Consider the following 19,786-nt stretch of genomic DNA (forward strand, 5'->3'; position numbering starts at 1 on the left):
CTGATCAGAACATCGGCGGCATGCGCATGCCGCGCTGGTTTCTGTTGTCGCGGGTGTTGCCGCTGCCGGTCGATCCGGTGCTGACGACGACCTTCTCGCCCTCTTCGAGGCCGCTCTTGATTTCGGCGCTGACGCGGTTGCGAATGCCGACTTCGACGTCGCGGGTTTCGAGCGCGCCCGAGGCGGTGACGACCGTCACCTGCGCCTTGCGGGGCTCGCTTCCGGTCCCGTTCCTTTGGCCGTCGCGCCGGCTGCTGGCCTGGCCGTTTGCATCTCCGGTACCCTTGGGCGGGTGGCTCAGCGCGCCGCTCGGCACGATCAGCACATCCTTGGCGGCGGCCTGCACGAAAAACACCTGGGCGCTCATCGACATCATCAGCTCGCCTTCGGGATTGGGCACGTCGAAGAGCGCGTAATAGAGCACGACGTTGTTGGCGGTGTCGGGCATCGGCTGGATCTGGCGAAGCTTGCCGGCGAAGTGCTTGCCGGGCTGGCCGAGCAGGGTGAAGTAGGCATCCATGCCGACCTTCAGCCGGGTAACATCGGCCTCCGATACCTGCGCCTTCACCGTCATGGTCGAAAGGTCGGCGATGGTGACGATGGTCGGCGTCGTCTGGTTGGCGTTCAGCGTCTGGCCAGCCTTGGCCGGGTTGGCGACAATGGTGCCCGAGATCGGCGCATAGATCTTGGTGTAGCCGAGATCGACCTTGTCGCCGGCGAGCGTCGCCTGCTGCTTGCGGATCTGCGCCTCGATGGCGTTGACGTCGGCCTCGGCGGCAGCGAGATCGGCAATCGCCTGGTCGAGCGTGGACTGCGCCACGCTCCGGGTATCGACGAGGTTGCGCTGCCGCTCGATATTGGCCTGTTTCAAAACCAGCTGCGCCCTCTTGGAAATCAGCTGCGCCTGGAGGTTGGCAAGTTCCGCCTGGTCGATCTCGATGCGGTTTTCGATCGTGGCCGGATCGATCTCGGCGACGAGCTGATTTTGCGTGACCGTGTCGCCGATCGCCACATGCAGCGCCTTCAGCTGGCCGGAGACCTGCGCGCCGGCATCGACGGAATTGACCGCGTCCAGCGTGCCAACGGCGGTGACGCTGTTTTCGATGTCGCCGCGGGTCACCATCTCGGTCACCATTGCGGTCGAGGCCGGGTTTTCGCCATAGCGCGTCCAGCCGTAATAGCCGGCGCCGGCGACGGCGAGGATGACCGGCAGCCACAGCCAGGACCGCGCGCGGCGCTTGCGCTTCACCGTCTTCACCGCACCGGGAATAAAGGTGACGTTGGGCGCCGCATCGTCGCGGGGCGTGGTGTCGGCTCGCGCCGTCTTGGCTGTCTTGTTCATCGCTTGCGCCTAACCGGCATCGCCGATGCCAAAAATGGATAGGTTCAAAAATAGAAGCGAATGGACGCGGCGAAAAGCATTGAGATCATTATATTTTCGTAATCTTCGCCATCTGCATGGCAGGAGAAAGGCGCCCGCGGCTGCGGGCGCCCCGTTTTCAAAGGGGAACGACGGGCCTATCAGCCCCGTGCCGCAATCAGCTCGGCGACGTCGACGACTGCGCCGTGGTGGTCGGCAAGGCCGGCAAGTTCGGCCTCATGCAGGGCGCGGGCGGAGATGGTGCCGCTTGCCGAAGGCAGGTCGCGGGTGGTGCAGGCATCGGCGGCGATGGTGATGCCGTAGCCGAGATCCTTGGCGGCGCGGGCGGTCGAAGACACGCAATTGTGGGTCATGAAGCCGGCGAAGATGACCGGCGTGCCGGCCGGGCCGATGATTTCCGAGAGGTTGGTGTCCGAGAAGCCATTGGGTCGGATCTTCTCGACGATGGCTTCGCCCGCGATCGGCGTCAACGCATCGACGATCGCGCCGCGGTGCGCCGTCCTGTCGAACATGCCTCCGGCGGCTCCCCTATGAGCGACATGGATGACCTTCGCGCCGGCGTCGCGGGCGGCGACCAGCAGTTGGCGTGCCTTTTCGATCGCCGCTTCCGGCTCGACGAGGCGCACCGGGCCGGCCAGATATTCGTTCTGGTAGTCGATCAGGACCAGCGTCGCCTGCCCAAGCGGCGGCGGGGCGAGCGTGACGCCGGCAAGCGTGAAGAGGGTCGCAGCGGGGGCGGAATCGGACATCGGAAGGCTCCTTGTTTCAAGCGCGCGAGGGTCGAAATGGGTTCGTGGAAGGCGGGTCGGTGGACGTCGGCCCTGGCCGGGCGTTGGCTCCGGGGCCACGGCCCCTGGGTTTGGTTCGTCGAAGCGGTCTGTCTATGGGCTTGATCTTAGCGGCTGCGTCAGCGCAGAGTGATCCGAAATTTTCGGAGGAGGATCTGCATGAGTGCAGGGTCGTGGGCGGATCTCGAACTGCTCGATCATCTCGTACGCGGCGCGACGCTCAGCCAGGCGGCGCGCTCGCTCGGCGTCGACCAGACGACGGTGTCGCGAAGGCTTGCGGCGCTGGAGCGCCGGGTGGGGGCCGCACTCTTCGACCGCATCGATGGCCGGCTGACGCCGACGCCGGTGCTGGCTCCCGTGGTCGAACGGCTGCGGACGATCTCCGAGGAGGCGTCCCTGTCGCTTGCAACGCTCTTGCGGACAACGGCTGAGCTGAAGGGGCAGGTGCGGGTAACGAGCATCGGCTTCGTCCTCAGCGCCATCCTGGCGCCGGCGCTTGCCCGCCTCGAACAGCGCCATCCGGGCCTCACTCTCGATCTCGTTGCCGACAACCAGATGCTGAGCATCGAGCGGCGTGAGGCCGACATTGCCATCCGCATGGCGCGCACCGGCGAGGACAGCGTGCGGGTGAAAAGCCTTGGCACGCTGCGCTTCCGGCTGTTCCGGCCCAAGGGCCAGGGGGCGGGGCCTTGCCCTGTCGTGCGCTACGGCTCGACACTGGCGCATGTGCCGGAAATGCAGGCGCTCGACCGGCTGCGCCCGGATGCCCGCGTGGCGCTGACGGCCGATAAACTGGAGATCCTGATGGAGGCAGCCCTTTCGCTCGGCGCCGAGGTGATGCTGCCGGAGGTTTCGGCAAGGCGCGACCCGCGCTTCGAGCCGGTCGACGAACCAGCGGCTGTCGCCGAGCGCCCGGTCTATCTGATGATGCACCCGGAGCGGGCACGCGTGCCGAGCGTGGCGGCAGTGGCCGCCTTCATCGAGGAGACGATGCGGGGGTGGCGGTAAGCGCCCGGTTCTGCCACGCTCTGCAACTCTTCCGGGCCAGGCTTGAAAATTCTACGCTAAATGGGAGAATGTTCGAAGGAAGCGCCTGGAACGGTACAGGCGATGATTGCTGCGCAACCCGGACACGGCAATGGATACCAATAGTCCCAGCGGCCGACTTGCTGCACTGTCTTTTCTGGTGTTCTGGGTGCTCATCACGATCCCGCTCTTTAGCGCCGCTCGTGCCGGACTTGATGCCGGGCCGAGCGCCGATGATCTGGCCCGCGCGAAAGATCGGTCCGGCGGACGAATAACCCGGTCCATGAACGAAAAAGTTCGGGAAGCTGGAGCCGCAGGTCGGGCCATCGAGGCAAGGGCCGCTTCCTATTTCGCGCGTCGCATCGGCAAAATCCACCTGGCAGCGCTGGCATTTTTCGCCATGACGACCCTGTTTCTCACTTTCTGGAATCTGCATGAGGCCAAAGTGCAGCGCCTGCAGCAAATCCAGGTCCCATCGCCGCCCGACCGGGTCTGAAGGCTTGCAAGCCGGAGGCCCTGCCTCTCGAGAGGCAGCAGGTGCCGGGTCTGCGGCGATTGCGGGACCAGTTGATCGCAAGATTGCCAAGGCGCATCGCACGGTCTATTGAGGGCTTCAATCTAGAGGTCTGCCATGAACATGGTTCTGAAAATTGCAGGACGACGACGCTGAAGCTCCCGCTTTCGCGCCCTACCGTCATGCAATTTCAGGAATTGATCCATGTCCGTCAAATCGGCAGCCCTTGCCGCACTTGCCTCTGCCTATCAACTGAACGGCCTTGATGCCGCCCCCTCGATTGTCCGTTCGACACGGACCGAATTCGGCGATCTCCAATGCAACGACATGATGCGGCTGGCGAAATCCACCGGCGGGAACCCGCGCGCGCTCGCGGCTGAAGTCGCAAAGGCGGCCCGGGGCGCTGCTTTCGAGGACGTATCCGTCGCGGGCCCTGGCTTCATCAATTTTCGGCTGAGCGATGCGGCCGTCGCGGTGGAAGCGAGTGCGATGCTCGCCGATGCGACGCTTGCGGCCGAGACGGTGGAGCCGATGCGCACGGTCATCGACTTTGGCGGCCCCAATGTCGCCAAGGCGCTGCATGTCGGCCATCTCAGATCCTTCGTCATCGGGGAGAGCCTGCGGCGAATCCTCATGGAGATCGGCCACGACGTTGTGTCCGACATCCATCTCGGCGACTGGGGCCTGCAGATGGGCAAGCTTCTGCTGGGGGCGGCTGAAGCGGCCGGGTGGAAGGCTGGCGATCCCGCACCCTTCATCGATCCGCGCACCTTCGATGCCATGACCGTCGATGCGCTCGGCAGTCTCTACAAGGCGGGCAATGCTGCCTGCGAGGACGAGACTGCGCTTGCGCATGCGCGGATGCTGACCACAAGATTGCAGGACGGCGATCCGCTACTGACTGAGGTCTGGGCGCGGATGCGGGCGATTTCGCTCGCGTCGATTTCGGCTACCGCGGCGATGCTTGGCGCGCATTTCGACCTCATCAAGGGGGAGAGTGACGCGCATGCGGAAGTCGCCCCCATGCTCGAGGATCTGACGGTCCGCGGGCTGGCGCGCGAGAGCGACGGTGCCCTTGTCATCGATGTCGCCGGTGACGGACTTCCCGACAATGCGCCGCCCCTGCTTCTTCAAAAGAGCGACGGCGCGGCGCTTTATGGCACGACGGATCTGGCGACGCTGCGCCAGCGGGTGCGTGATATCGGTGCAAGGCAGATCGTCTATTGCACTGACGACCGGCAGGCGCTGCATATTGCCAGCGTGTTTGCGGCGGCGCGGGCGGCAGGCTATGCCGATGGCGTCACGCTGCGGCACGCGACCTTCGGCACCGTTCGCGGCCATGACGGCAAGCCCTTCAAGACCCGTGACGGCTCCGCGGCCTCGCTCGCCGACATGATCGATCTGGCGCTCGCCAAGTCGTCGGAAAAGGTTGCTGACAGTCAGGCGGCCGTGGCCGTGGGGCTCGGCGCGTTGAAGTTCGCCGACCTCTCCACGCCGCGAAACACGGGCTACGTCTTTGACATCGACCGGATGACCTCCTTCGAGGGGCGGACCGGGCCGTATCTTCAATACGCTTACGCGCGGATCGCATCGATCCTCGATAAGGCGGCGGAGTCGGGCATGGTTCCGGCCGAGCGGGTCTCGATCAGCCATCCCTCCGAGCGCGCCGCGCTGATCGAATGCCTCTGGTATCCGCATGCGCTTTCACAGGCGGCCCACCATCTCGAATCGTTCGAAATCGCCGATCGGGCCTACCAGGTGGCGGACGCGTTCAGCCGCTTCTATACGGATTGTCCGGTGCTGAAGGCGGACGACCCGTCGGGTCGGCTTGCCACCTGCAAGCTGGTCGCAAGGGTCATCGGCAAGTGCATCGGGCTTCTCGGGATGGAGCCGGTGCGGCGCATGTAGGGTGGGTGGCCGACCTCGTCGGTCAGCCCGCCGAAAACGCCTGCACCAACGCATCGAGCGCGCCCGGCACTGCAACATGGATGCACCGGATGTTGGCCGTTCGGGCAGCTTCGAGCATTTCCCTGTTTTCCCGAAGCGAGCGCTCGATGAATTTTTCGATGATCGCCGCCTTCTCATCGTATGCTTCGTCACGGCGGGCTTCGTCCATCATCCGCCGGCGCAGGAAATCGTCGTCTGCATGGAGAAAAAGGGCGGTGACGCTGCCGAGGTCGAGTGTGGCCACATATTCCGGCCGCAACGCCGCACCCTCCAGCACGAAGGGCTGCCCACGCTCCCGATGGCTATCGACGATCTGGCGGATGCGCGGCCACATGTTTTCGTGGTGCACCTTCAGGAACCAGTGGATCGTCTCGTCCGTCAGGCTGGCGTAGTATTCGGCGACTTCGGGGCGAACAGTCGGCCAGGGCCTGCCGGGATGGCGGCCGAGCGCGTCCGTCGAGATCAGCTCGCGGCTAAGCGAACGGGCCAGGGTTCCCGCGAGTGTCGATTTGCCGACATGCGAGGTTCCGCCAATCAGGATGCCGAGGGCTGGCTGCTGCATGCGTTGAACTCCTTCACACGATCGACTGGTCTAACTTCGCCGGGACCAGGCCGTTTTGACACGTTGCGCCGATTGTCTGCATTTGCGGGGCGCATACAATCAGCCCCAGGCGACGTAAACGAAGCGGGCAAGCACAAGTGTCCCGCCAATACCGGCAAGACCGCAGCACCATGCTGTGATCGCGTCCCGTTCGTAGTGGAAGTGCCGGACGCCCTTAATGCAAAGAGCGATGAAGAAAACCACGATAATAAGTATGTATGCCTTTTGATGCGGTGGCACCGTCGACCTCTCTCCAGTCTGCTTCTTCAGCCTATGGACAGAGACTTTCTCCGTCACCGCCGAAATTTTGCCGCTTCTTGAGAATCGTCTTGACGCCTTCGGGAGGCTTCACTAGAAGAATGCGAACCGTACCGTACGGTACTGATTGGGGCGAGGCAGCGTGCAGATGACTGTGGCGATGAGGGAGGCGAGTGCCGGGGAGGGGCTGACGGAACGTCAGGGCGCCGTTCTCGAGCAGGCATTGCGGCTTCTCGTCGACGGCGGCGAAAAGGCGCTGACGACGGCCGGCATCGCGCGGGCTGCCAATTGCTCCAAGGAAAGCCTCTACAAGTGGTTCGGCGATCGCGACGGGCTGATCTCGGCGATGATCGGCTTCCAGGCGAGCAAGGTGCGCACGCAGGACGTTGCCGCCCGCGCGCTCGATGCCGAGAGCCTGCAGCGCCATCTGATCGTCTTTGCCAAGGATCTGCTTGAGGTTCTCGCCGGTGATGTGTCGCTGGCGCTCAATCGTCTCGCGATCGGCCAGGCGAGCCGTGACGGCTCCAAGCTTGGCCACATGCTGCAGGAGCGCGGGCGCCGGCAGATCGGCCGCCGGGCGGCAGCGCTGCTCGAAGCCGGCCGCAAGGCGGGGCTCTTGACGTTCGACGATGCCGAGGAGGCCTATGGCGCGCTCTATGGGCTGATCGTCTCCGACTGGCATCTGAAGATGCTGCTCGGCGAAGAAGCCGAGGAGATGAGACAGAGTTTTGGCCGCAAGGCGGAGCAGGCGGTTTCCGCCTTTCTCGCGCTTTACGGCACGAAAAGGTAACGGCGAGGGGAACCTCGCTTAAACGACTGACAAACAACGGGAAGGACCACAACAATGCGCGTCTATTACGATCGTGATGCCGATATCAACCTGATCAAGTCGAAGAAGGTCGCCATCGTCGGCTACGGCAGCCAGGGCCGCGCCCATGCGCTGAACCTGAAGGATTCCGGCGCCAAGGAAATCCGCATCGCCCTGAAGCCGGGTTCGGCAACGGCTGCCAAGGTCGAGGCCGACGGTCTCTCCGTTCTCTCGGTTGCGGAAGCTGCCAAGTGGGCCGACCTCATCATGATGGCGACCCCGGATGAACTGCAGGCCGAAATCTACAAGGCCGAAATCGCCGGCAACATCCGTGACGGCGCTGCGATCGCTTTCGCCCACGGCCTCAACGTTCACTTCGGCCTGATCGAGCCGAAGGCTTCGCTCGACGTCGTCATGATCGCGCCGAAGGGCCCGGGCCACACGGTTCGCGGCGAATACCAGAAGGGCGGCGGCGTTCCCTGCCTCGTTGCCGTTCACCAGGACGCTTCGGGCAACGCCCTTGACCTCGCGCTCTCCTACGCCTGCGGCGTTGGCGGCGGCCGTTCGGGCATCATCGAAACCAACTTCAAGGAAGAGTGCGAAACCGACCTCTTCGGCGAACAGGTCGTTCTGTGCGGCGGTCTCGTCGAGCTCATCCGCGCCGGCTTCGAAACGCTGGTCGAAGGTGGCTACGCTCCGGAAATGGCCTATTTCGAGTGCCTGCACGAAGTGAAGCTGATCGTCGACCTGATCTATGAAGGCGGCATCGCCAACATGAACTACTCGATCTCGAACACGGCCGAGTGGGGCGAATACGTCACCGGTCCGCGCATCATCACCGAAGAAACCAAGGCGGAGATGAAGCGCGTCCTCAAGGACATCCAGACCGGCAAGTTCACCTCCGAGTGGATGCAGGAATACAAGTCGGGTGCGGCCCGCTTCAAGGGCATCCGCCGCGTCAACGACAGCCACCAGATCGAAGAAGTCGGTGCCAAGCTGCGCGGCATGATGCCCTGGATCGGCAAGAACAAGCTGGTCGACAAGGCGAAGAACTAAGCCTTATCGAACGGTCGAATGAGAGAAGCCGGGGCGTCAGCTCCGGCTTTTTTCGTGGCGTGGACAGGCGGATTGTAAAACCCCGTTATTGCTGTCGGGTCGGCGCGATTGGTCGATGCAGGCCGGTGGCGGCTAACCGTCCATGGTGCAGGCTTCCGGCCCGGAGAGACGAGGGCACCAGAACCCGGCCCCGCGATTAGTTCCAGAAAAACCGAAACAGGCCGACAAAGGCCTGCTCTAACAGGTCGATAAGCAACAGGTCGGGGAACCAGGCGGCGAGCGCTCCCTCCCAGCCGTGGCCCTGCCAACCGTACATGGCGCCGATCGTGGTCGCCCCGCCGACGACTGTGACCCACCAGAGAACCTTGAGGGTGGTCATTGCACGGCGCATGAACGTATCAAACATCTGCTTCCCCTGTCGCAGGCCGGAACACGCTGTGGTTCCGCACTGGACGTAAGTTCGCGCAGAGGTAAATTCCAGATCCGTCGAAAAACAATTGCGCGGCGGCGACCCGGCTCGGCTTAAAACTCTTGCCAGGCCTGCAGCCGCTCGACGGTCGTCGTCGCGCCGCCGCAGACGATCATGAGGATGCGCTTGAAGCGTGCCAGCCGGTCGGCGTGGGCGTAGGCGACGGCAAGGGCGGCGCCGCAGGCGGGCTCGACCAGAACGCGGTGGTCGTCGAGGAAGCGGATACAGGCTTGGGCGGCATCCGCGTCGCTGACGACGACGCTCTCGACAGGGCGTGTCTGGCTGAGTTCGAAGGCGCGCTGGCTCACCTGCCTTGCGCCAAGCGAGGTGGCGATGCCGCTGACGGCCTGAAGCGCCACCAGTTGCCGTGCCTCGATGGAGGCGGCGAGCGAGGCGGTTCCTTCGGTCTCGACGGCAAGGATCGGTACCGCGCCAAGCCCGTTGCGCTGAAGCCCCTCGGCAACGCCGGCAAAGAGCCCGCCGCCGCCGACCGACAGCACCACCGCATCGAAGGCGAGGCCGGCCTTGACGGCCTCGTCGATCATCGTCGCGTGACCGGTCCAAAGCAGCGGATCGTCGAAGGGATGGATGAAGGCGGAGTCCTCGTCGAGGGAGGCAAGGGCCTTGGCATTGGCTTCATCCCAGGCGGCACCGTGCACGATGACGTCGGCGCCCTCCTGGCGGATCAGCGCCTTTGCCCTTTCGGTGGTCGTTTCCGGAACATAGACCGAAACCGGGATCGAAAGCTGGCGGCCCGCATAGGCGACTGCCATGCCGGCATTGCCGCCGGAGGAGGAGACGAAGCGTCGCTTGCCCGCCCGCGCGTGGTGTTCGCAGGCGGCGCCCACGCCGCGGATCTTGAACGAACCCGGCGGCTGCAGCGCGTCCATCTTCAGCCAGACGTCTCGCCCTGCGGCAAGGCCGAGCGGAAGGGATTGAATGAGCGGCGTTTCGATATGAAGTGGCATGGGGCGCCCCGTCCGTGCCTGTCTCCCTGGATCGCCCTCGATACAGGAGAAAGGCATGCAGAAAATCAAAGTGTTACAGCGATTTTTGCGTGACTGACAAGAGACGCGCTGCGCTGCGGGTGAGAGGTTGGCCGGCGGCCGGCGAAAAGCCGGCGCCCGCGAATCTGCCCGCAGTCTGCCTCCGGTCGCCGCTTCGACGCAACACTGGAAGCGTTCCGTGGCGGCGTGATGGCCGCGACCGAAGACGGCGCAGCGCCGCCTACCAAAGAAGTCCGTTCAGGATCATCAGCACGACGAAGAGCAGGGAAAAGGCAAGCGATAGCCTGATGGCTACCGGCGCATAGTCATAGCGTCGGATCCTGCGTGCGAAGGTATGAAGCATGTGGTCGTCCGTCTTGATTGTTCGCATGGGCGACTGGCCGCGGCGCGCGGATCTCTTCCGTTTCGGAAGATCCGACCCTGGCGCCCTACGTTGCCGGGCGCCTGCAATCACACGCGTTGCGATTTTCGCGGCGGCTTGGATGGCGCCGCATCCACGGCCGGTTCGGCCGCGGCGCGCTCAAGGCGCTGTGCCTTGAGCTTTTCGGTCTTCCTGTCGCGCGCGAGTTTCTCGGCGGCGACGATCGCCCTTGCCGTGTGGTCGGTTGCTGCCGCCCTGTCACTTGCGGAGGTCTTGGCCGGCTTGGAATTGGCGCCCTGGTGTGGAGTCATGTTCTGTCTCCTTCAGGGGCCGGGTCTGCCGGCCCCGATCGTTAGCGTGTGCGCGCTGCTCGCTTGGGTGCGGGCAGCAGGCCTTCGCGCTGCAGCTTCTTGCGCGCCAGCTTGCGCTGGCGGCGAATGGCTTCCGCCTTTTCGCGAGCGCGCTTTTCCGACGGCTTTTCGTAGCTCGTGCGCGCCTTGAATTCGCGGAACAGACCTTCGCGCTGCATCTTCTTCTTCAGCACGCGCAAAGCCTGGTCGACGTTATTGTCCCTGACGAGTACCTGCAAAACTTGTTCTCCTGTTGTTGGCCGACGCAAATTTGAGCGCCGACATGCCTATCTCCCGTATCGAGAAACGTGGGGTCCAAAGACGCAAAAAGGTCGGGGTGTTGTCCCGACCTCTTCCCGTCATTCAAGCGCCTTCCTGCCAGTACATCCGTGGTCAGAGAAGGGCGAATGACAAATTATGCCGACCTCAGATTGTCGGCCGAGCTCTTGCCCGTCTTGCGGTCGCTGACGACGTCGAAGGTAACCTTCTGACCTTCGGCGAGCGAGCGCATGCCGGCGCGTTCGACTGCGGAGATGTGAACGAACACATCGGTGCTGCCGTCATCCGGCTGAATGAAGCCGAAGCCCTTGGTGCCGTTGAACCATTTTACCGTGCCTGAAGCCATGGTGATTTCCTTTCAATCACTGCGTTTTCCAGGAAATATTTCTCTGGAATTGATCGATATTTGAGAGGAGATCTGGCCACGCGAAAGCGCGCTGTCAAAGGTCACAAGCAATATTCGACGAGGTGATATATAGACGATACGCCTCAAAACTCAATGAAGATATTGAATTATTCAGTTTGGGGCATCCGCGAAAACCTCGTCAAAGCCCTGAAACAGCGGGCTTTTCGTGCCTTCAATTTTCCCTCTATTCTATGTCATTGTCCCCGGAATGGCCGCCGAAATGCTGTCGATGCCGGCAGCGCGAAGCAGCTGCCAGAGGTTGAACATCGGGTGATCTTCATTGGGGAAAGTTGGCTTGGCCCTTGCGCCGTGTCACGCAATCGGGGCGGTTCGGCGCCGCCAAAGATAAGGTGAGGCGGCGGTACGCATGTCTGTCGCGCACCGCCCCCGCTTTTCAGGTGAAGGTCTGCGGCGAGACCTGCAATGCGGCGGCGATGCGCTGCAGCTTGGCGGGATCGGTATCGGCGCCGAGCTCGATCTTGGATATTTCAATTTCCGTCAGGCCTGTGGTGACCGACAGATCGTCAACCGAATAACCGGCGGTTTCACGCGAAAGCTTGATAGCGGCTCCGATTTTGACGCGGGACAGAGATGCGCCTGGAGCCTTGGTTAGGTCTTTCTTAAAGGACATGAAGTGTCTCCTTCGTTGGTCCACCGGCAAAGAACGCTGCCGGTTGAAGGGGGCCCAAAACTGAAATGCGACTCGGGCAGATGAGTGCGAACCTAGGGCGTCGCTAATATAAGCGAGAAGTCCGCAGGCGCAAGTTTGCGCCCGAATTTTTGTAAAAACGCTATTTATATCAATATTTTACCCTGTGATTATCGGGCGCTGGGCAGTCCGTTTCCGGGCAATCTGGCGTGCCGAGCTCGCGCGCCGGTCGCCATCGAAACGGGCGCGAAAACTCACGCCAGGCGCGCCTCGATCAGGAACGGTCCGCGCCGCGACAGGGCTGCGGAAAAGAGCGCGGCGAAGGCTTCGCAGGAGGTGGCGACGGCGGCTTCGACGCCAAGGCCGCGGGCGAGCGACACCCAGTCGAGCGCGGGGTTGTCGAGGTTCAGCATCTGCCGCGCATTGGTGCCGATCTCCCCGACGCCGACATTGCGCATCTCGGCATGCAGGATGGCATAGGTGCGGTTGGAGAAGATGACGGTGACGATGTCGAGGTTTTCGCGCGCCTGGGTCCACAAGCCTTGAATGTTGTACATGGCGCTGCCGTCGGCCTGCAGGCAGATCACTTTCCGATCCGGGCAGGCGATGGCCGCGCCGGTTGCAAGCGGAATGCCGTCGCCGATCGCGCCGCCGGTCTGCATGATGAGGTCGTGCGGTGCGGAGAAGGCGGACAGGGCAAAGAAGCGCCGCGCCGAGGTCACCCCTTCGTCGCAGACGATAGCGTCTTCCGGCACCTTGTGGGCGACGATGACGGCGATCGCGTCTTCGGTCAGCGTCCCCGAGGGCTCGCCTGTGTCGGTCGGACTGCCTGCCACCGGCAGCGGGGCGGTCGGGCTGACGCCGAGTTCGTCGCCAAGCGCCTCCAGCGTCGTCTTCAGGTCTTCGCCATGGCGGGCAAGGGTCGCGACCGTGCAGCCCTCCGGCACCAGTCGGCCCGGCATGCCGGGATAGGCGAAGAAGGCGACCGGCTCCGGCGCGCCGACAAGGATGAGAACGCGGATGTCCTTGAGCGTGGCGAGCGCCATGTCGATCGGGTAGGGGATGCGCGCCGGCGCCACCCGTCCGCGGCCGCGCTGGGTGTGGGCGACCAGAACCTCGTTGAAAAGCTGGATGCCGCACGCAGCCGCGATCCGCCCGGCGACCGCAAGGCCATCGGCCTGCGCCGCGGCGCCACTGACGACCATGGCGACCCCTGCAGGATTCGAACGTATCAGACGCGCCACTTCGCGCACGGTTTCGGTGCTGGCCGGGCGCGGGACTTCAAGGATCGCCTTTTGTGGCGGGGTGGCAAGGGCAAGCGTTCCCCAGGCGGCGTCAGCGGGCAGGATCATGGTGGCGACGCCCGGCGGCGTCAGTGCGGCCTGAACGGCGGCGGCAACGGTGGGGCCGACATCGGTCGGATCCTGCACGCGCCGGACCCAGTTCGACATCGGCGCGGCCAAGCTTTCGATATCGGTCGTCAGCGGCGCGTCGAGCGGGAGGTGATGGGAGGCGTGGTCGCCGACGATGTTGACCACAGCCGCCCGGGCCCGGCGAGCGTTGTGCAGGTTGGCAAGGCCGTTGGAAAGGCCAGGGCCGGTGTGCAGAAGGGTCGCCGCCGGGCGTCCGGCCATGCGCGCATAGCCATCGGCAGCGCCGGTGACGAGGCCTTCGCTGAGGCCCAGGATGCAGCGCAGCTCCGGCTTGCGGTCGAGCGCCGCGACGAAGTGCATTTCCGAGGTGCCGGGATTGGCGAAGCAGACGTCGACGCCGTTTGCAAGCAGCGTATCGACAAGCACATCCGCGCCGGTGGTGCGAATTCCCTGGCCGCCTTCTCCCATGCGCGTGTCCCTCGATCACCCTCAAGGGCATGATAGCGGCAAGTTGCGCCGGTGCAACCGGGGCATGGCGAGCCGCCCGGCGCAGGACCAGTCGGCCAAACGTCGGCCTGCCAATGCAGGTCGGCTAGCGCATGGCCGGTTTACCTGTCGGGTATCAGGTCCGCTGCCAGGCGAGGTGGGCGCCAAGCCCGATCAGCACCGTGCCACCGGCGCGCTGCATCAGGCGCTGCGCCCTGCCGGAGCGACGCATCCGCGAGACGACGGCGCCGGCGAGGAACACGCAGACGATATCGGCCGAGGAGAACATCAGGTTGGCGAGGGCGCCGAGCAGCAGGAACTGCACCCAGATCGGGAAGGCGGCAGACGCATCGGTGAACTGCGGCAGGAAGGCGACGAAGAAGATCGCAGTCTTCGGGTTCAGCACTTCGACAGTGATGCTCTCGAAGAAGGCGCGGCGCGCCGATTTCGCCTCGGTCAGGGGCAGGCTGCCGTCGCCCGTCGCCTTGGTGCGCATCAGCGTGAAGCCCAGCCAGACGAGATAGGCGGCGCCCGCAAGTTTCACTGCCAGATAGAGCGTCGGAACCGCATGAAACAGGATCGAAAGGCCGGCAGCGGCGGCAATGACGTGCACGTAGCAGCCGAGATGGATGCCGAGCGAGGCCATCAGCCCGGCGGAGCGGCCACGCGCCACGGTCTGCGCGGCGGCGTAGAGCATGGCCGGGCCCGGGATATAGGCGAAGATCGCCGTGGTTACGAAGAAGGTGAGGAGGATGTCGAGCGATGGCATGCGGTATACCTCGTCTGCTGCTGCGTGGCCTCTTGAGTCGTTGTAAGGGCTTGCGCGGGAAAGTTGAAGGAAAATCATAAGTGCTGGGACCGCCGGGTCAGGCGCCGGCCGCCCCTTCGTCCGTCGTCAGACCGGTATCTCCTCCGCGACGAGGCGATCCTCGCGGCGGGCGCTGGCCGCAAGCCCGGCTGCGACGCCGGCGCGGTCCTCGGCACTGCGGTTCTGGCTCAGCTTGCGCTTGCCGTCGAGACGCTCGATCGGCAGCCTGAGGCCGATGATGCCGCGAAGCTGCGCCTTGACGTAGGCGGCGGGCGCGTCGCCGACCTGCCAGCGTTCGGCCCGTCCGGCCTCATGCCGGTTGGTGAGGCGCGTGACGATGTCGAGCAGCCGGTCCTCGTCGGTGAAGAACTCGGCCGCGCCATAGGCGTGCACGGCAACATAGTTCCAGGTGGGCACGACCTTGCCGTGTTCGCGCTTGGAGGCGTACCAGGAGGGCGTGACATAGGCGTCCGGTCCCATGAAGGTCGCCATGGCCGCGCCGATCGCCGGCGTCGTTCCCTGCGGATTGGCGCGGGCGACGTGGCCGTAGAGCGTGCCGTTCGGCCCCTCGTCGCGGACAAGGAGCAGCGGCAGCGGGGTCGCCAGCAATCCATCGGCCGTGGCGGTGACGAGGGTCGAGAGCGAAGCGGCCTCGATGATGTCGTGCAACACGCTCAGCGTTTCTTCCTTGAAGGCGGGCGGTGTGTACATGATCTCGCTCCTTGTGCTCGTCCCGTGATAGAGGCAAACTGGACGGACCAGAACATCCAGTTTCCGTGTAAATGCGTGGGCCAGTTCGTGACGGTGAAGGACGAAGCGACGATCGGGACCACCCGGCGGATCTATGAGGCGCTGAGGGCGCAGATCCTTGATGGCACCTATGCCGCCGAGGCGTTGCTGCCGTCGACGCGGGCGCTCGCCGCCGAACTCGGCGTTTCACGCACGACGGTGACGGCCGCCTACGAGCAGCTTATGTCCGAGGGGTATCTGGAAAGTCGGCCGGGCGCGCGTTCGCGGGTCGCCTTGCTTGCGGCCCGGCAGGGGCCTGGCCCGGCGGGCACCCCCGGGCATCCTGCGCGCCAAAAGCATCGGGAGGAGGGTGTGGCGGCGGCTCGCCTGTCGCGCCTGGGAGCAGCCCTTTGCGACGGGCCGACCTGGATGCCGCCGGCTTCTTCGAGGCTGATTGCCGATTTTCGCTATGGCGACCTGTCGGCCGCGGATTTTCCACAGGATGCGTGGCGGCAGGCGGTCAACGCCGCGCTCCGCCGGCGAAAGCCGCGACTTGCCTATGATCATCCCGCCGGCTCGTCTGCCCTGCGCACAGCGCTGCAGGCCTATCTCTGGCGGGCGCGGGGGCTCACTTGCGATCCGGATCAGATCATCGTCGTCAACGGCTCGCAGCAGGGGCTGGACCTTGCGGCGCGCGTGCTTGTCGACGCCGGCGACCGGGTGGCGATGGAGGATCCGGGCTATGTGATGGCGCGTCGGGTCTTTGCGGCTTCCGGCGCGCAGGTGGTTCCCGTCGCCGTCGATGCGGAGGGGCTGCGGACCGACATCCTCGAACAATCGGCGGACGCCAGGCTCGCCTATGTCACGCCCTCGCATCAGTTCCCGCTCGGCAGCGTGCTGTCGGCGCGGCGGCGGCAGGAGCTTCTGGCGTGGTCGAGGCGGACCGGAGCCTACGTGCTCGAAGACGATTACGATGGCGAGTATCGCTACGACATCCGGCCGATCCCGCCGCTTCAGACCATGGCGCAGGCGGAGAACGTGCTTTATCTCGGCACGATTTCCAAGAGCCTGTCGCCGATGCTGCGGCTTGGCTATCTCGTCGTGCCGCCGGCGCTAGTCCCGGCCTTTGCCGCCGCCAAACAGCTGATAGACCGCCATTCGCCAAGCCTCGAGCAGGAGGCACTGGCGGCGATGATTGCAAGCGGCGCCTATGAGCGCCACATCCGCCGAAGCCGGCGCAACAATGGCCGCCGGCGCGAGGCGCTGTTGACGGCGCTCAAGGCGGAACTCGGCGACGCGGTGAGCATTTCCGGCGCCGATGCCGGCCTGCATGTGGTCGTCTGGTTCGAACAGCTGGAAAAGGCGCAGGAAGACGCGCTGATCGCGCGGGCACGCGCGGCTGGCATCGGCCTTTATCCGGTTTCGCCGCTCTATGCGGCGGGTGAGGCCGGCCACCGGCCGGACCGGGCCGGCATCGTCATGGGCTATGCGAGCCTGGAGGCAGCGGAGATCGGCAAGGGGGTGGCGGCCCTTGCGCAGGTGTTGCGGCCCTGGGACAACGAGAACGCGGACGCGAAGCCGTCATAGGCTTGGAGCGAGCGATGTGGAGCCCGTAAGGGTTGGCATCGCGGCGGTACGTTACGGTTAGCCGCTTGCGCCCGGCCAACGTGCCTTCATAGTGGCGGCCGTTCCGCGTTGGCCCAGGCGATTTCCATGAGATCTCTTCGCATCCATCCCCACCTGCACGACGTTTTCGGCGAAGAGCAACCGGTCGCCTATCTCGCCGCCATTCTGCTGTTCGGTGCCGCCGTTGCCGCCGTCTTTACGCTGTCGGCGGGGCCGCTGCTTGCCGATCTTGCCTGGTGGCGGGCGGCACTGGCGCTTGTTTTCGTGCTCGACATCGCCGCCGGCTGCGTCGCCAATTTCACGCCGTCGACCAATGATTTCTACGCCGCCCGGCCGCGCAACCGCTGGGTTTTCATCGCCATCCATTTCCACATCGTTCTCGTCGCGCTGCTTGTCGGCAGCGGGACCGCGGCGGCGGTCGTCGTCTGGGCCTATACGATCGCGGCGGCCGCGCTCGTCAACCGGCTGGCGGGGCAGGGCGCGCAGACCTTCGTCGGCGGATTGCTGCTTGCGATCGGCCTTACCGGCCTGCCGCTTCTGCCCGGTCTGACGCCGGCGATGATGGCGGTCTCGGGCCTCTTCATGCTCAAGGTGCTCTTCAGCTTCGCCGTCGATCACTATCGCACGGTCCCGGCCCACGATGGACAGGTGTCCAAAAATGGGGGACGCGGCTGACGTCCTTGCCTTGCATGGCGGTCTTTACTAGCCTTCGGAAAGCAGGCTCAGGGGAGAGACTCGATGGCAGTTTCAGCGGCGGACGAGGCAGTGCGTATTCCGACATTCGACGACGTGCAGCTGGCCCGAAACCGCATCGCCGGCGTCGCGCACCGCACGCCGGTCCTGACCTCGCGCACGGCGGACGCCGCCACCGGCGCCCGGCTGTTCTTCAAGGCGGAAAACTTCCAGCGCGGCGGCGCCTTCAAGTTCCGCGGCGCCTATAACGCCATTGCTGCGCTCAGGGAAAAGGGATCGAGGCAGGGCGTCGTCGCCTTTTCCTCCGGCAACCATGCCCAGGCGATCGCCTATGCCGCGCGCCTGCAGGGTGTGGCAGCGACGATCGTCATGCCCGCGGATGCGCCCGACATGAAGGTGGCGGCCACGCGCGGCTATGGCGCCGACGTCGTCTTCTACGACCGCTACAAGGAAGACCGCTCGGCGATCAGCGCGAAGCTGGCGGCCGAGCGCGGCGCCGTGCTGATCCCGCCCTTCGACCATCCCGATGTGATCGCGGGCCAGGGCACGGCAATTCTCGAACTGATCGAGGAGGTGGGCGAGCTCGACCTGATCGTCACGCCACTCGGCGGCGGCGGGCTGCTTGGCGGGACGGCACTCGCCGCCCGGGAGCGCTCGCCCGGCGCGACCATCGTCGGCGTCGAGCCCGAGGCCGGCAACGACGGCCAGCAGTCGCTGCGCCAGGGCCGGATCGTCGAAATCGCCATCCCGAAGTCGATCGCCGACGGCGCGCTGACCCCCAGCATCGGCGTCCACAACTTTCCAATCATCCAGCGCGCGGTCGCCGACATCGTCACGGTGAGCGACGCACAGCTGGTCGAAACCATGCGTTTCTTCGGCGAGCGGATGAAGATCGTGGTCGAGCCGACCGGCTGCCTGGCGGCGGCCGCCGTGCTCGAAGGGGTGCTTGCCTGCGCCGGCAAGCGCGTCGGCATCGTCCTCAGCGGCGGCAATGTCGATCTGGCCACCTATGGGGCGCTGCTGCGGTAGATCCGCCGCGCATAGATGGCCGACGACCAACCAAGCGGTGTCATGGGCGGGGCGTTGCAATTGCCCGTCTTTCCGGTTGCCTTAAACGGCAAAAGTGGCAAACTGGGCGTCGCGCCAATTGCGACGGGCATCCGAACGGGCTTGCAACGGTTACTGTAACAATTTGATATTCCAAGAAATATTTCCTCCTGCCATTTCAGGGCGGAGCGTGGAAATGGAAGAAACCGGAGACTTACAGCGGACCAGCCAACGCCCCGGCGGACGCGCCGCGTTGCCAAAAATCTAAGCGCTGCCACCGCTCCGGATGGGCGCGGTGCATACACAACTGGAGGGTATCGTGACGCTTGCAATCAATGACCTCGCACCGGACTTCGAGGTCGGGACGACCGACGGCACGATCCGGTTTCACGACTGGATCGGCGACTCCTGGGCGGTGCTGTTTTCGCACCCGAAGGATTTTACGCCCGTCTGCACCACGGAGCTCGGCTACATGGCGCGCATCAAGCCGGAATTCGACCGGCGCGGCGTCAAGATCATCGGCCTTTCGGTCGATCCGCTCGACCGTCATGCCGGCTGGGCCGCCGATATCGAGGAGACACAGGGCCACGCGCCGAACTTCCCGATGATCGCCGACGTCGACTACACCGTCTCGAAGCTCTACGGCATGCTGCCGGCGCCGGTTTCCGGCGACCCGACGAAGCGCACGCCCGCTGACAACCAGACGGTGCGTAACGTCTTCGTCGTCGGCCCCGACAAGAAGATCAAGCTGATCCTCATCTATCCGATGACGACGGGCCGCAACTTCGACGAAGTGCTGCGCGTCATCGACTCGCTGCAACTGACGGCCAAGCACAAGGTGGCGACGCCGGTGAACTGGCAGCAGGGCGACGACGTGATCATCGCCGGCTCGGTCAGCGACGAGGATGCCCGCAAGGTCTATCCCGAGGGCTGGAAGGCCCCGAAGCCCTATATCCGCATCGTGCCGCAGCCGAAGGGCTGAGGCGGGGCTGAGGTTTCGCCAGGGGGCGGAAGCGCTCGCGCTGAAGGTTCGTCCTTCGTCGCTGGGGTGAGGGGTTTCTTCGCACTCCGCGGCGAGGGGACTGCCCCTCATCCCGCGGTGAGGGGGGCTGTTCCTCATCCGC

General features: G+C 64.8%; 22 protein-coding genes. 9 read left to right on the top strand and 13 right to left on the bottom strand.

Annotated features, from left to right (window positions below):
• Positions 1-4 precede the first annotated feature (4 nt).
• Positions 5-1,342 carry an efflux RND transporter periplasmic adaptor subunit gene (locus tag M2267_RS06880; RefSeq protein WP_429113466.1) on the bottom strand — a complete coding sequence of 446 codons (1,338 nt, stop codon included), beginning with the start codon at positions 1,340-1,342 and terminating at the stop codon, positions 5-7.
• A gap of 179 nt (positions 1,343-1,521) precedes the next feature.
• Complete coding sequence (locus M2267_RS06885; RefSeq protein ID WP_429113468.1) at positions 1,522-2,130, bottom strand: cysteine hydrolase family protein; 609 nt, start codon at positions 2,128-2,130, stop codon at positions 1,522-1,524.
• Between the two features lie 198 nt (positions 2,131-2,328).
• On the opposite strand from M2267_RS06885, the gene M2267_RS06890 reads away from it, so the two are divergent.
• The 3 genes from M2267_RS06890 to argS all read left to right on the top strand — a co-directional run bounded on the left by M2267_RS06890 (position 2,329) and on the right by argS (position 5,617).
• Positions 2,329-3,177, top strand: coding sequence for a LysR family transcriptional regulator (locus M2267_RS06890; protein ID WP_429113471.1), 849 nt, complete (start codon positions 2,329-2,331; stop codon positions 3,175-3,177).
• A 130-nt stretch (positions 3,178-3,307) separates the two neighbouring features.
• Positions 3,308-3,691 carry a hypothetical protein gene (locus M2267_RS06895; protein ID WP_429113473.1) on the top strand — a complete coding sequence of 128 codons (384 nt, stop codon included), beginning with the start codon at positions 3,308-3,310 and terminating at the stop codon, positions 3,689-3,691.
• 222 nt (positions 3,692-3,913) lie between these two features.
• The gene (gene argS, locus M2267_RS06900; RefSeq protein ID WP_429113475.1) at positions 3,914-5,617 is read left to right on the top strand and encodes an arginine--tRNA ligase; all 1,704 of its coding nucleotides are present in this window, start codon (positions 3,914-3,916) and stop codon (positions 5,615-5,617) included.
• 22 nt (positions 5,618-5,639) lie between these two features.
• Here the strand turns inward: argS and M2267_RS06905 are convergent, their stop codons facing one another.
• Positions 5,640-6,218, bottom strand: coding sequence for an AAA family ATPase (locus tag M2267_RS06905; protein WP_429113478.1), 579 nt, complete (start codon positions 6,216-6,218; stop codon positions 5,640-5,642).
• Between the two features lie 439 nt (positions 6,219-6,657).
• Between M2267_RS06905 and M2267_RS06910 the strand changes: the two genes are divergently transcribed.
• Entirely contained in the window at positions 6,658-7,305 is a 648-nt protein-coding gene (locus tag M2267_RS06910) for a TetR/AcrR family transcriptional regulator C-terminal domain-containing protein (RefSeq protein WP_402318770.1), read from the top strand.
• Between the two features lie 54 nt (positions 7,306-7,359).
• Positions 7,360-8,379: a ketol-acid reductoisomerase gene (ilvC, locus tag M2267_RS06915; RefSeq protein ID WP_104663209.1), complete on the top strand. Its 1,020-nt coding sequence runs from the start codon at positions 7,360-7,362 to the stop codon at positions 8,377-8,379.
• A 196-nt stretch (positions 8,380-8,575) separates the two neighbouring features.
• Here ilvC and M2267_RS06920 read toward each other — a convergent pair whose 3' ends face one another.
• From M2267_RS06920 to M2267_RS06965, 10 genes are all read right to left on the bottom strand, one after another.
• Positions 8,576-8,785: a hypothetical protein gene (locus tag M2267_RS06920; RefSeq protein ID WP_429113483.1), complete on the bottom strand. Its 210-nt coding sequence runs from the start codon at positions 8,783-8,785 to the stop codon at positions 8,576-8,578.
• 116 nt (positions 8,786-8,901) lie between these two features.
• The gene (locus tag M2267_RS06925; RefSeq protein ID WP_429113485.1) at positions 8,902-9,816 is read right to left on the bottom strand and encodes a pyridoxal-phosphate dependent enzyme; all 915 of its coding nucleotides are present in this window, start codon (positions 9,814-9,816) and stop codon (positions 8,902-8,904) included.
• A gap of 259 nt (positions 9,817-10,075) precedes the next feature.
• Positions 10,076-10,198: a hypothetical protein gene (locus M2267_RS06930; protein ID WP_256364274.1), complete on the bottom strand. Its 123-nt coding sequence runs from the start codon at positions 10,196-10,198 to the stop codon at positions 10,076-10,078.
• A gap of 107 nt (positions 10,199-10,305) precedes the next feature.
• Complete coding sequence (locus M2267_RS06935) at positions 10,306-10,527, bottom strand: hypothetical protein (protein ID WP_043612665.1); 222 nt, start codon at positions 10,525-10,527, stop codon at positions 10,306-10,308.
• A gap of 41 nt (positions 10,528-10,568) precedes the next feature.
• Positions 10,569-10,805, bottom strand: a complete 237-nt coding sequence (rpsU, locus tag M2267_RS06940) for a 30S ribosomal protein S21 (protein ID WP_043612663.1) — start codon at positions 10,803-10,805, stop codon at positions 10,569-10,571.
• 176 nt (positions 10,806-10,981) lie between these two features.
• Complete coding sequence (locus tag M2267_RS06945; RefSeq protein WP_043612661.1) at positions 10,982-11,191, bottom strand: cold-shock protein; 210 nt, start codon at positions 11,189-11,191, stop codon at positions 10,982-10,984.
• A 454-nt stretch (positions 11,192-11,645) separates the two neighbouring features.
• Entirely contained in the window at positions 11,646-11,882 is a 237-nt protein-coding gene (locus M2267_RS06950; protein WP_043612659.1) for a helix-turn-helix domain-containing protein, read from the bottom strand.
• Positions 11,883-12,154: 272 nt separating this feature from the next.
• Positions 12,155-13,741, bottom strand: coding sequence for an acetolactate synthase large subunit (locus M2267_RS06955; RefSeq protein ID WP_429113487.1), 1,587 nt, complete (start codon positions 13,739-13,741; stop codon positions 12,155-12,157).
• Positions 13,742-13,895: 154 nt separating this feature from the next.
• Positions 13,896-14,528, bottom strand: coding sequence for a LysE family translocator (locus M2267_RS06960; protein ID WP_429113489.1), 633 nt, complete (start codon positions 14,526-14,528; stop codon positions 13,896-13,898).
• Between the two features lie 126 nt (positions 14,529-14,654).
• Positions 14,655-15,278 carry an FMN-binding negative transcriptional regulator gene (locus M2267_RS06965; protein WP_429113492.1) on the bottom strand — a complete coding sequence of 208 codons (624 nt, stop codon included), beginning with the start codon at positions 15,276-15,278 and terminating at the stop codon, positions 14,655-14,657.
• Between the two features lie 75 nt (positions 15,279-15,353).
• Here M2267_RS06965 and M2267_RS06970 point away from each other — a divergent pair, with 75 nt between their 5' ends.
• The 4 genes from M2267_RS06970 to M2267_RS06985 all read left to right on the top strand — a co-directional run bounded on the left by M2267_RS06970 (position 15,354) and on the right by M2267_RS06985 (position 19,644).
• On the top strand, positions 15,354-16,883 hold the full coding sequence (locus tag M2267_RS06970) for a PLP-dependent aminotransferase family protein (protein ID WP_429113495.1): 1,530 nt from the start codon (positions 15,354-15,356) through the stop codon (positions 16,881-16,883).
• 126 nt (positions 16,884-17,009) lie between these two features.
• Positions 17,010-17,597 (top strand): hypothetical protein, encoded by a 588-nt coding sequence (locus M2267_RS06975; RefSeq protein WP_429113497.1) that lies wholly within the window; start codon positions 17,010-17,012, stop codon positions 17,595-17,597.
• Between the two features lie 63 nt (positions 17,598-17,660).
• Entirely contained in the window at positions 17,661-18,644 is a 984-nt protein-coding gene (locus M2267_RS06980) for a threo-3-hydroxy-L-aspartate ammonia-lyase (RefSeq protein ID WP_043626713.1), read from the top strand.
• Positions 18,645-18,981: 337 nt separating this feature from the next.
• Entirely contained in the window at positions 18,982-19,644 is a 663-nt protein-coding gene (locus tag M2267_RS06985; protein ID WP_043626719.1) for a peroxiredoxin, read from the top strand.
• The last annotated feature ends 142 nt before the right edge of the window (positions 19,645-19,786 follow it).

This window comes from Ensifer sp. KUDG1 (assembly GCF_050434285.1).
Lineage (GTDB): Bacteria > Pseudomonadota > Alphaproteobacteria > Rhizobiales > Rhizobiaceae > Ensifer.

Bases quoted from the DNA above. Each gene is read 5' to 3' on its own strand.
- M2267_RS06920 (WP_429113483.1), bottom strand. From the start codon at position 8,785: ATGTTTGATACGTTCATGCGCCGTGCAATGACCACCCTCAAGGTTCTC.
- M2267_RS06980 (WP_043626713.1), top strand. From the start codon at position 17,661: ATGGCAGTTTCAGCGGCGGACGAGGCAGTGCGTATTCCGACATTCGAC.
- M2267_RS06895 (WP_429113473.1), top strand. From the start codon at position 3,308: ATGGATACCAATAGTCCCAGCGGCCGACTTGCTGCACTGTCTTTTCTG.
- M2267_RS06965 (WP_429113492.1), bottom strand. From the start codon at position 15,278: ATGTACACACCGCCCGCCTTCAAGGAAGAAACGCTGAGCGTGTTGCAC.
- ilvC (WP_104663209.1), top strand. From the start codon at position 7,360: ATGCGCGTCTATTACGATCGTGATGCCGATATCAACCTGATCAAGTCG.
- M2267_RS06975 (WP_429113497.1), top strand. From the start codon at position 17,010: ATGAGATCTCTTCGCATCCATCCCCACCTGCACGACGTTTTCGGCGAA.
- M2267_RS06960 (WP_429113489.1), bottom strand. From the start codon at position 14,528: ATGCCATCGCTCGACATCCTCCTCACCTTCTTCGTAACCACGGCGATC.
- M2267_RS06880 (WP_429113466.1), bottom strand. From the start codon at position 1,342: ATGAACAAGACAGCCAAGACGGCGCGAGCCGACACCACGCCCCGCGAC.
- M2267_RS06935 (WP_043612665.1), bottom strand. From the start codon at position 10,527: ATGACTCCACACCAGGGCGCCAATTCCAAGCCGGCCAAGACCTCCGCA.
- M2267_RS06885 (WP_429113468.1), bottom strand. From the start codon at position 2,130: ATGTCCGATTCCGCCCCCGCTGCGACCCTCTTCACGCTTGCCGGCGTC.
- argS (WP_429113475.1), top strand. From the start codon at position 3,914: ATGTCCGTCAAATCGGCAGCCCTTGCCGCACTTGCCTCTGCCTATCAA.
- M2267_RS06925 (WP_429113485.1), bottom strand. From the start codon at position 9,816: ATGCCACTTCATATCGAAACGCCGCTCATTCAATCCCTTCCGCTCGGC.
- M2267_RS06905 (WP_429113478.1), bottom strand. From the start codon at position 6,218: ATGCAGCAGCCAGCCCTCGGCATCCTGATTGGCGGAACCTCGCATGTC.
- M2267_RS06955 (WP_429113487.1), bottom strand. From the start codon at position 13,741: ATGGGAGAAGGCGGCCAGGGAATTCGCACCACCGGCGCGGATGTGCTT.
- M2267_RS06890 (WP_429113471.1), top strand. From the start codon at position 2,329: ATGAGTGCAGGGTCGTGGGCGGATCTCGAACTGCTCGATCATCTCGTA.
- M2267_RS06950 (WP_043612659.1), bottom strand. From the start codon at position 11,882: ATGTCCTTTAAGAAAGACCTAACCAAGGCTCCAGGCGCATCTCTGTCC.
- M2267_RS06945 (WP_043612661.1), bottom strand. From the start codon at position 11,191: ATGGCTTCAGGCACGGTAAAATGGTTCAACGGCACCAAGGGCTTCGGC.
- M2267_RS06930 (WP_256364274.1), bottom strand. From the start codon at position 10,198: ATGCTTCATACCTTCGCACGCAGGATCCGACGCTATGACTATGCGCCG.